Below are 9,857 nucleotides of genomic sequence, written 5' to 3' on the forward strand. Positions count from 1 at the left end.
AATGGTTCGGGTAGTAATGGCTCGGGTGGCAGTGGTTCCGGTGGTAACGGTTCCGGTGGCAGTGGTTCCGGTGGCAGTGGTTCCGGTGATAACGGTTCGGGTGGCAATGGCTCGGGTGGTAATGGTTCGGGCGGCAACGGTTCTGGTGGCAGTGGTTCGGGTGGTAACGGCTCGGGTGGCAGTGGTTCCGGCGGCAACGGTTCCGATGGTAACGGTTCTGGCGGCAATGGCTCTCAAGGTGGCAACCGTGTTAAAGGCGATAGCAGTTCTCAAGGCGGTAATGGGTCTCAGGGCGGTAACCGTATTAAAGGCAATAGCAGTTCTCAGGGTGGCAACGGCTCTCAAGATGGAAATGTAAAAGATAATGAGAAAAAACAAGGTGATAAGTTACCTAATACAGCAACACATTATCCTGCATCTATTTTAATAGGTCTTTCAACATTCTTAATCGGTATGTTACTATTTATTCGCCGTAAAAATGTAAAATAAAACACATCCTTCCATCTAAAACATACATGAAATAAATTGTAAAACTAAAAAGGACTTTGGATTGCATTTTATTATGCAGCCCAAAGTCCTTTTCATCCTCTATCAACAAAAGCATTAATACGCTTTTCCCCAATACACCATTTGCTTAGCTTCTTTCCCACAACAAATACATTCATCAGCTACATGCTCTTGCTCAAAAGGCATACAGCGTGAAGATACTCCGACTTCTTCTTTTAGTTTCTCTTCACAAGCTAACTCTCCGCACCACATTGCCTTAATAAATCCTTGCTTTTCATCCGCTACTTTTTTCATCTCTTCGAAATTCGTTACACTATACGTATTCTCATCGCGGAATACTCTTGCCTTATTAAATAAAGAATTATGAATTTCCTCAAGTAGCGCTGGAATACGTTCTTCTAATTGATCCATTGCTATAAATTCTTTTTCTTTCGTATCTCTTCTTACAAGTACGACTTGATTCTTTTCAATATCTTTAGGACCAACTTCTAGTCGAATTGGAATGCCCTTCATTTCATACTCATTAAATTTCCAGCCTGGTGTTTTATTACTAGCATCTATTTTCACGCGTGCAACCTTTTGAATATGTTCTTGTAACTCTGTTGCTTTCGCTAAAACTCCTTCTTTATGCTGAGCAATTGGCACAATAACAACTTGCACTGGTGCGACTTTAGGAGGCATTACAAGCCCATTATTATCACTATGAACCATAATAAGTCCACCTATCATTCTTGTTGATACCCCCCAAGATGTTTGGTGTACATATTGCCACTTACCGTTACGATCTAAAAACTTAATATCAAATGCTTCAGAGAAATTCGTTCCAAAGTTATGAGATGTTCCTGTTTGAAGTGCTTTCCCATCATGCATTAAGCTTTCAATTGTATAAGTTGCCTTTGCGCCCGCAAATTTTTCTTTCTCTGTTTTTTGTCCTTTAATTACTGGTATCGCTAAGTAATCTTCACAGAAAGAAGCATATAGATTTAAAATATGTAGCGTTTCAGCTTGAGATTCTTCTGCTGTTTCATGAATTGTATGGCCCTCTTGCCATAAGAATTCCGTTGTACGAAGGAATGGTCGCGTTGTTTTCTCCCAACGAACTACTGAACACCACTGATTATATAGCTTTGGCAAATCATTATAGGATTGCACAATTTTTGAAAAATGCTCACAGAATAAAGTTTCAGATGTAGGACGCACACAAAGTCTCTCCGCTAACTTTTCATCCCCGCCATGTGTCACCCATGCTACTTCAGGAGCAAATCCTTCTACATGATCTTTCTCTTTTTGCAATAAACTCTCTGGGATAAACATTGGCATATACACATTTTCATGACCAGTTGCTTTTAACTTCTCATCCATCACTTTCTGCATATTTTCCCATAAGGCATAACCGTACGGGCGTAGAATCATACATCCTTTTACACTTGAATAATCAACAAGTTCTGCTTTTTTCACAATATCTGTGTACCACTGTGCAAAGTCCTCTTCCATCTTCGTAATCGCTTGTACTTGTTCTTTTGCCATAGTCAGTCTTCCTCCTTTTGAAAATACAAAAAAGCCCGCGTCCCTAAATAGGGACCGAGCTTTGCCGGCGTTACCACCCTGATTCATGCACAAAAATTGCGCATGCTCTCTTTTTGATAACGGGAAATTCCCGCTGCATATGCAGAACTCAAAGGTAGGTTCCATATCATCTTTTTAAGAATCTTTCAGCCAGGCGGATTCTCTCTCTGCTAAAAAGGTTAAACATGTACTAGTCCTTTTTCATCGTTATAACGAAATAAATTTGTTGATTATCATAATACAAATTCTTTTTTAAAACAATAGCTAATTTTCTCATTTTTATATATTCTTTTCGTTTTTTGCAGTTTTATACGTAGCTTTTTCTCGTGATTTTTAAAAGTTGATGTGCAATCATACCGATAAGTGTACCAAGTAGAACGAAGAAACCAATAAATCCATATCCCATTCCTTCCCATCCACCAATCATCATCATTGTAACTGGAAAGGATGCTAAGCAAAGAAGTATTAAACTAAGTGCAAATATAATATCGAACTGCTTGTTTGGAAACCGTTTCTTTAGTAAATACGAAATAGCAAATACAAGGATAATCGTAATTCCGCCAATGATATAAAAGATACTAAATCCATCTAGCCAATCCACAGTATTCCCTCCTTCCATTCATTCCCTTATACTTAATTATATGTTTAACTTTTCTGAAAATAAATAATAAATTTTCACCTAAAAATATATTTTTATTACTAGGTATTAATAGTAATATATAAGAATAGGTTTTATATAATCAGGAGGGAACTTTATGGATAAAGCATTAACAAACCGCGTCATTATTTTATCTTTCGATTGCTTATCAGCTTTAGATTTTCCTATACTACAAAAACTCCCTAATTTCCAAACATTAATAAATAAGGGCGCGATTGCGAGAAAAGTGGAACCTATTTATCCTTCTGTAACATACCCAAGTCACTCAACAATCGTTACTGGGAACTACCCTAATAAACATGGCGTAGTTAGCAATACGTTACTCCAACCTGGACGTGAGTCACCCGATTGGCATTGGTACCGAAAATCCATTAAAGGAACAACGTTATACGATGAAGCACGTAAAGAAAATTTAACGACAGCTGCCCTTCTATGGCCTGTCACCGGCAGAGCAAATATTGATTACAATTTACCTGAAATTTTTCCAAATAGACCGTGGCAAAATCAAATTTTAGTTTCATTATTTAGTGGTAGCCCGCTATATCAATTAGATTTAAATCAGCGTTTTGGTCATATAAGAAATGGCTTATCACAGCCTGAACTCGATGATTTCGTACTCGCTTCTGCTGTGCATACAATTCAGACGAAAAAACCTAATGTCATGTTTGTACATTTCACCGATTTAGACACCCAAAGACACTATCACGGCTTTGAATCAAAAGAAACAATAGCTGCAATTCATAGACATGATGAACGGCTAGGGAAAATTATTCAAGCTTTAAAAGACAGTAATCTATACGAAGAAAGTACAATTATAGCTCTTGGTGATCATAGCGCCTTAAGTGAAAACAAAGCCATTCAATTAAATGTACTATTTCATCAAAAAGGGCTTATATTTATAAATTCCAAAGGAAAGTTCGTAGACTGGAAGGCCTATTGTCAAAGTTGTGACGGATCTGCCTATGTATATGTGAAGGACAAAAATGATACAGATACCATTCGAAAAGTGCAACTACTACTTGAAGAACTACTTCAAAATAAACAAAACGGAATTGAATTTATACTTCATGATGAAGCTGCAAAAGACTGCGGTGCAGATGGTAATTGTTTATTTATGTTAGAAGCGCGAGAAGGCTATTATTTCACTGAAAACTATACAGGCGATTTTATAAAAGAAATTACTGAAAAAGAAGTTACGCCTAGTAAAAAATATACATTTGGTACGCATGGATACTCCCCGACAAAACCTAACTATGAAACAATTTTTATCGCTGCTGGGAAAGGGATAAAAAGCGGCGTTACCATCCCGTATATGAGACTTATTGATGAAGGTCCAACTATCGCTAGACTACTCGGTTTACACTTAGGTGAAACAGACGGATCAATTGTAGAGGATTTACTTCAATTGTAAAGAACTGTGTATATATGTAAAAGTTATGTAAAAATCATCACTGTTTCTCTTTTTATAATTTTTATTTTTGTACACTGTTAGTAGAACAAATTTAAGGGGGAACATTATATGAAAAAAATGTCCAGACAAGAAAAAAGCTGGATATTATACGATTGGGCGAACTCAGTATATTCGCTCGTCATTACAACTGCATTATTCCCAATTTACTTTAAAGCAGCTGCAAAAGAAGCTGGACTATCTGGTGCAACTTCAACAGCATATTGGGGATATGCAAACTCATTCGCTACACTTTTAATTTCTATACTTGCTCCTATTCTCGGCACAGTTGCTGATTATAAAGGATTTAAAAAACGATTTTTCACATTCTTCTTTGGACTCGGTATCGTATTTACAAGTATGCTAGCAGTCGTCCCAACATCTCAGTGGTACTTATTACTAGGATGCTATATGCTCGCATTAATCGGTTTTGCGGGGGCAAACATCTTTTATGATGCATTTTTAGTAGATGTCACTTCTGAAGATAGAATGGATCGAATTTCTACGCGAGGTTTCGCATTAGGCTATATTGGGAGTACTATTCCTTTTATCGGTTGTATCGCTCTTATTATTCTTTCTCAAAAAGGAACTATCCCTTTATCTGTTGGTATTGCTAGTCAAATTTCATTTGCGATAACAGCTCTTTGGTGGGGGTTATTTACGATTCCAATGCTAAAAAACGTAGAGCAAACGCACTATATTGAACGTCACCCTAGACCAATTACAATGAGCTTCAAACGCCTTGCTGCTACTTTTAAAAATATTAAAGAATATAAAACTGTATTCATGTTCCTAATCGCTTACTTTTTCTATATTGATGGGGTCGATACAATTATTACTATGTCCACCGCTTACGGAACAGATCTCGGTATTAGTGCAACGAATCTATTAATCATCTTATTCGTCACACAAATTGTAGCTTGTCCATTCGCTTTATTATACGGAAAATTATCAGAAACATTTACAGGTAAAAAGATGCTATATGTCGGTATTATTATTTATATCATTATCTGCACATATGCTTATTTCTTAAAAACGACACTCGATTTCTGGATTTTAGCAATGTTAGTTGCCACTTCTCAGGGCGGGATTCAAGCACTTAGTCGTTCCTATTTCGCAAAACTAGTACCTAAAGAATCTGCAAATGAATTCTTCGGATTTTATAATATCTTTGGTAAATTCGCAGCAATTATGGGTCCCGTATTAGTCGGTGTTACAACGCAATTAACAGGAAAAACAAACGCTGGTGTCCTCAGTATTATTGTACTGTTCATTATCGGTGGATTCTTATTAACTAGAGTTCCCGAAAATGATACATCCGTTACACCACCTAGTCCAAAAACGAAAATGCTATAAGAAAAGATCCTCTTCATATGAGAAGGGGATCTTTTCTTTATTTTATCGATAACGTCTTACAATTAAAAATTCTACAGCCGGCTTTACAACTATCGCAGCGCATAACGCAAACAAAAGCGGTATGTTATGAAAATCAATCCATTTATTAAAACCTGCCGATGCGAAAAACAAACCAAAAATTAATACAACAAGTACATAATACGTAACATTTGCACTTGTTCTTAATACATGTTTTTCTACATCTTCTTTCTCCTCCGTTGTCCCTTCCACATTATGCGATGCCAAACTTTTAAACATATAATGTAATGCGATGCTACAAATAAATAGTGCATACCAGTTTACTTGAAGTTCAGTTAACCAATAATAAAGTGCAAACACTAACGTACTTATAGCCACTAATGCCGTAACTACAAGGTTTATTTTCTCTTTCCCCAACAACTACTCCCCCTACAGCTTGTACAAAAATAGTTTATCAACAGTTGTTCCTAATACTTCAGCTAAACGGAATGCTAACGCTAAGCTTGGATCATATTTATTATTCTCAATTGCATTTATCGTCTGTCTAGAAACTTTACACTTATCAGCCAATGCACCTTGTGAAATATTGTTTTCAGTGCGTAATTCATAGATTTGATTTTTCACACCATTTCTCCTAACCTGTAAAATCGTTTTTACATCATCAGTATATAGTTGGGGCATTTCATTGTCAAAAGATTGCCACAAGAAAAAGGAGCAACTCTGCTCCCTTACAATGGTTATTTCGAAGCTAACGAATTTGTTCGTTCCTCTTTATTAGTGACACCTTCTTTATTTATTTGCATGCGTAGAACCGGCCCTATCGCAGATAAAATAAGTGTCATTGCTATACAAAATACAGTAACTAGTGAGGTCATCTCCTTCAATCCTCCAGCTAGCGAAGTTCCAATTAACATTGCCCCCATAAACAGTGGTAAAATTGTTCCATTTACTCTTCCAATCATATTTTCTGGTACAAGTTGAATCATAAGCGTACCGACAACGATATTAACACAAGCTAAACAAATACCTGTTCCAAACCTCATGAAACTAGTAATCCAAAATGATGTAGATAGCCCTTCTACTAAAAATGACATCGCTAATATGCTCATACCGAATACAAACATCTTTTTCGGGTTCACTTTTGAAGCGAAAACTGCAGCAACAATACCACCGATTAACATACCTATTCCATCAGCTGCGGCTAAATATTGAACGGCTTCTTTTTCCATTCCAAGCCGTTCAATTACAAGAAACACTTCTAATGGATTCGTTAGTCCAACAGCTAAGCCCATAATGGTGAAAGTAATCGTAATCATACGTAAATTTTTCGTATGAAGAACATATTTCCAACCCTCTTTTATATCATTTTTCAATGAATCTCTCGTCACTTGCTCTTGTTCCATCCATTTTGGTAAAAACGAAAGAGCGATAGCAGATAACAAAAATAAAATGATTAAGCTATATAGTGATGTAAATAAACCAAGTTGTGTATACACAAGCGATCCTACCACTGGTCCAAAAATTAGAAATAATGACTGTAATGTTTGGTTAAATGCAATCGCATTTGCTACCTGTTCTTCTTTTACGTAGCGCTTAAATATACGCGAAGATGATGGCTGAGAAAACTGACCTACAATCGCGGAAATAAGTGTTGCAAAAAATATAGCCTGCCAATAATCCAGCTTTAACAACAAGACAATTCCTATAATAGACAGTACACTTAATACATCTCCAGCAACCATCGTTCTTTTCGGGTTCCAGCGATCAGCTAGTGCACCACCGATAAACGAGAAAATAAAAATAGGTGCATATTCCATAACCGATAACAACGAAACTGAAACTGGATCATTATTCGTTCGCTCCATTATGAAATATAAAAGAGCCATATTTCTGATCCAAATTGCAAATTGTTGTAAAATATCAGATGCCATAACGAGCATAAATGCTCGGTTTTTAAATAAGGCGTTCATTTTCATTCCCCTTCCATAAACCGACCGTTCGGTCTAATTTATTTTGTAAGAAAAGCAACCGACTTATTATTCAGCTGCCATTCCCTTTAACAATACATCTATTGCCTTTTTATAAATACGTTGTAGCTCTTTATAATCTAACTCGTAGTAAAGTACTCCAAGCCCCGATAATAATCCATTCACAATATACATAAGGTCGCGCGTATTATCTTCGCGAAACTCTCCAGACTGTATGCCTGCTTCAATTAGTTTCTCAAACATAACATATGATTCTCTAGTTAAAGCCAATAGTTCATCCAAAATCTCTTTACTTACAACTTGGCTCATAGAGAATTCCTCTATTGCATTTGAAATTGGTTGCTGTATGTCCTCGACATGATATTCCGCGAGACCATATAGTTTTTCAGTATTCGTACTATACAACTTCTCTTTTTCATTCCATTTTTCAAGCCAATCATACGTATGCTGTTTCACTACAAATAAAAATAATTCTTCTTTACTTTTAAAGTGATAATAAATGCTTCCTTTACTTCGCTCTGTAATTTCACAAATCTCTTCCATAGATGTAGCTGCATAACCCTTCTGTGAAAACAGACTTTCTGCTTTATAGGCAATTTCTTTCTTTATCTCTTCTGCGCTTCTTCTCATATTCACACCTCTTTAAACCGACCGTTCAGTCTAATAATAACAAATTAAAAACCTCTATTACAAGAGGCTATATTCCTTATTTAAGAAAACGTACTTTCAAACCACATTCGAATCATATGTATTATTCCAATTTTAAATCCTAATTTAACAAGAAATACGCCTCCCGCAGCTAATAAAAATAACACTACTTTCCCCTTATTTTTCACTTTCGGTTCCCTTTTCATTTCTATTCCCCTTATTACGTTAAAAATATTAATCAAACGTTTGTTTAACTGTTTTTATGCATATGTAAGCCAACTAATCAAATGTTTGTTTAAAAAGAAATACACCCCCATATAGGGCGTATTCTCATCAATCACCGCCACCTCCGCCACCATCGCAGCTGCCTCCGCTATCTCCACCGAAAGATCCTCCACAATCATGTGAACCTCCATGCGAGCTATCATTATCAGATCCAGCAAAGAGAAATAATGGTGATGAGTTGTTAGATGAATTATGAATGTTATTTTGTTTCGTAAGATTTACCTTCTTTTTGTTTGATCGCACTGCTGTTACAATCGTTCCAACTACAACAAATAATAGTATGACAATAATAAATTCCATATAAAAGCCTCCCTTAATCTTCGAATAATTGAATGGTTCTCTCTAGATTTTCAAGTGAAATGAAGCGCGATTCACGAAGGATCTCTTTTCCATTATAAAATAATAAAACTGTTGGCCCTGTAAATACTGCATATCGCCCCGCGATCTCTTGCATGTCTTGTAGTAATATTTCTACTTTCTCTACGTAATCATAATTCTCTAGTACGCTATTTACTTTTCTTAGCATAACATCACAAACACCACAATTTTCTGTTTTAATAAAAAGCAGCACTAATTGTTGTTCTTCAATATATGTTGCTAATTCTTCTATCGTTTCAAATGTATTCATCTTATCCCTCTTAGCGTAATTTACGAAATACTTTACCCTGATACATACGAAAAGCTGAACTATCTTTAATCTTTCTCTTTTCCATTACCTGCTGAAAACGAAGCGTTTTTGCTGTTAACTCTTCTTGTAATTCCTTTCTCTCTGCTTCATCATAACAGCACGCAATTAAGTCTTCTATTTTTAATATATCTTTTTGTAGTTCCATTTCTGTTGGAATCATGCCCGCATTTTTTAAAATTTTATAACTCATTCTAAGCTCTGGAGGTACCATTGAAAGGTCTTCTAATTGTAGTGGTTTTCCTTTTCCCGGAATATGATCAAGGTCTCCATTCCGTATTGCTTGTCGAATTTTTTCTTCAGCAATGTTCAAAAAGACATCCACACCATTCGCTCCTTTACATATTTTTACTATTATTTTACATGATATTTCCTCATCTCGCTACGCTATTACAAATTGACTTCATACAATTTTTTCTCAAATTTAATTACAAGAAGCCTTTTCCCCCCTAATCAATATTTTATTTTCATGTGTAATCTGTATTAGAGCCACTTCATATTGAGAAAGTCTTTTCAAATCAAATAAAGCGTTTACACCAAATCTTACATTTGCTACGATTTAATCACCCCCAGCTCCCTTGTATAGACTTCGTGATGTCTGATCATTTTTATCCCGCTTTAATGGGCAGTAAGACCCCCACCTCAATATTTAGCGAAAGCAAAGAAGTTAGGTGGGGGGCGGGCTGCCCATTAAAGTCC

Annotated in this window: 13 protein-coding genes and 1 other annotated feature; of the genes, 3 read left to right on the forward strand and 10 right to left on the reverse strand. The window is 36.1% G+C overall.

Features of this window, described 5'->3' with window-relative positions; genetic code table 11:
• Positions 1-489, forward strand: a 489-nt coding sequence (locus K5S59_RS28865; protein ID WP_220784117.1) for an LPXTG cell wall anchor domain-containing protein, incomplete at its 5' end; no start/stop codon positions are given.
• Positions 490-603: 114 nt separating this feature from the next.
• Here K5S59_RS28865 and proS read toward each other — a convergent pair.
• Positions 604-2,034: a proline--tRNA ligase gene (gene proS, locus K5S59_RS28870; protein ID WP_098258686.1), complete on the reverse strand. Its 1,431-nt coding sequence runs from the start codon at positions 2,032-2,034 to the stop codon at positions 604-606.
• A gap of 46 nt (positions 2,035-2,080) precedes the next feature.
• Positions 2,081-2,287: a binding site (T-box leader), on the reverse strand.
• Positions 2,288-2,380: 93 nt separating this feature from the next.
• On the reverse strand, positions 2,381-2,674 hold the full coding sequence (locus K5S59_RS28875) for a YesK-like family protein (protein ID WP_000383867.1): 294 nt from the start codon (positions 2,672-2,674) through the stop codon (positions 2,381-2,383).
• A gap of 154 nt (positions 2,675-2,828) precedes the next feature.
• On the opposite strand from K5S59_RS28875, the gene K5S59_RS28880 reads away from it, so the two are divergent.
• Positions 2,829-4,142: an alkaline phosphatase family protein gene (locus tag K5S59_RS28880; RefSeq protein WP_120449430.1), complete on the forward strand. Its 1,314-nt coding sequence runs from the start codon at positions 2,829-2,831 to the stop codon at positions 4,140-4,142.
• Positions 4,143-4,250: 108 nt separating this feature from the next.
• Entirely contained in the window at positions 4,251-5,534 is a 1,284-nt protein-coding gene (locus K5S59_RS28885) for an MFS transporter (protein WP_098872290.1), read from the forward strand.
• A gap of 42 nt (positions 5,535-5,576) precedes the next feature.
• On the opposite strand, the gene K5S59_RS28890 is transcribed toward K5S59_RS28885, so the two are convergent.
• From K5S59_RS28890 to K5S59_RS28925, 8 genes are all read right to left on the reverse strand, one after another.
• Positions 5,577-5,969: a hypothetical protein gene (locus K5S59_RS28890; RefSeq protein WP_000514002.1), complete on the reverse strand. Its 393-nt coding sequence runs from the start codon at positions 5,967-5,969 to the stop codon at positions 5,577-5,579.
• A gap of 12 nt (positions 5,970-5,981) precedes the next feature.
• On the reverse strand, positions 5,982-6,233 hold the full coding sequence (locus K5S59_RS28895) for a helix-turn-helix transcriptional regulator (RefSeq protein ID WP_002070345.1): 252 nt from the start codon (positions 6,231-6,233) through the stop codon (positions 5,982-5,984).
• 56 nt (positions 6,234-6,289) lie between these two features.
• Positions 6,290-7,522: an MFS transporter gene (locus K5S59_RS28900; RefSeq protein ID WP_000992551.1), complete on the reverse strand. Its 1,233-nt coding sequence runs from the start codon at positions 7,520-7,522 to the stop codon at positions 6,290-6,292.
• A gap of 66 nt (positions 7,523-7,588) precedes the next feature.
• Positions 7,589-8,170 (reverse strand): TetR/AcrR family transcriptional regulator, encoded by a 582-nt coding sequence (locus K5S59_RS28905; RefSeq protein ID WP_001254436.1) that lies wholly within the window; start codon positions 8,168-8,170, stop codon positions 7,589-7,591.
• Between the two features lie 80 nt (positions 8,171-8,250).
• Positions 8,251-8,394, reverse strand: a complete 144-nt coding sequence (locus K5S59_RS28910; protein ID WP_000817982.1) for a hypothetical protein — start codon at positions 8,392-8,394, stop codon at positions 8,251-8,253.
• A 127-nt stretch (positions 8,395-8,521) separates the two neighbouring features.
• Positions 8,522-8,773 (reverse strand): hypothetical protein, encoded by a 252-nt coding sequence (locus tag K5S59_RS28915; protein WP_120449428.1) that lies wholly within the window; start codon positions 8,771-8,773, stop codon positions 8,522-8,524.
• Between the two features lie 13 nt (positions 8,774-8,786).
• Positions 8,787-9,101, reverse strand: coding sequence for a thioredoxin family protein (locus K5S59_RS28920; RefSeq protein ID WP_001091214.1), 315 nt, complete (start codon positions 9,099-9,101; stop codon positions 8,787-8,789).
• Between the two features lie 10 nt (positions 9,102-9,111).
• Positions 9,112-9,483: a DnaJ family domain-containing protein gene (locus K5S59_RS28925; protein ID WP_120449426.1), complete on the reverse strand. Its 372-nt coding sequence runs from the start codon at positions 9,481-9,483 to the stop codon at positions 9,112-9,114.
• Positions 9,484-9,857 lie beyond the last annotated feature (374 nt).

This window comes from Bacillus sp. BML-BC051 (genome assembly GCF_019656175.1).
Classification (GTDB): domain Bacteria; phylum Bacillota; class Bacilli; order Bacillales; family Bacillaceae_G; genus Bacillus_A; species Bacillus_A mobilis.

Excerpts from the sequence above, each read along its gene's own strand:
- K5S59_RS28915 (WP_120449428.1), bottom strand. The coding sequence starts at position 8,773 with ATGGAATTTATTATTGTCATACTATTATTTGTTGTAGTTGGAACGATT.
- proS (WP_098258686.1), bottom strand. The coding sequence starts at position 2,034 with ATGGCAAAAGAACAAGTACAAGCGATTACGAAGATGGAAGAGGACTTT.
- K5S59_RS28920 (WP_001091214.1), bottom strand. The coding sequence starts at position 9,101 with ATGAATACATTTGAAACGATAGAAGAATTAGCAACATATATTGAAGAA.
- K5S59_RS28895 (WP_002070345.1), bottom strand. The coding sequence starts at position 6,233 with ATGCCCCAACTATATACTGATGATGTAAAAACGATTTTACAGGTTAGG.
- K5S59_RS28905 (WP_001254436.1), bottom strand. The coding sequence starts at position 8,170 with ATGAGAAGAAGCGCAGAAGAGATAAAGAAAGAAATTGCCTATAAAGCA.
- K5S59_RS28900 (WP_000992551.1), bottom strand. The coding sequence starts at position 7,522 with ATGAACGCCTTATTTAAAAACCGAGCATTTATGCTCGTTATGGCATCT.
- K5S59_RS28880 (WP_120449430.1), top strand. The coding sequence starts at position 2,829 with ATGGATAAAGCATTAACAAACCGCGTCATTATTTTATCTTTCGATTGC.
- K5S59_RS28885 (WP_098872290.1), top strand. The coding sequence starts at position 4,251 with ATGAAAAAAATGTCCAGACAAGAAAAAAGCTGGATATTATACGATTGG.
- K5S59_RS28910 (WP_000817982.1), bottom strand. The coding sequence starts at position 8,394 with ATGAAAAGGGAACCGAAAGTGAAAAATAAGGGGAAAGTAGTGTTATTT.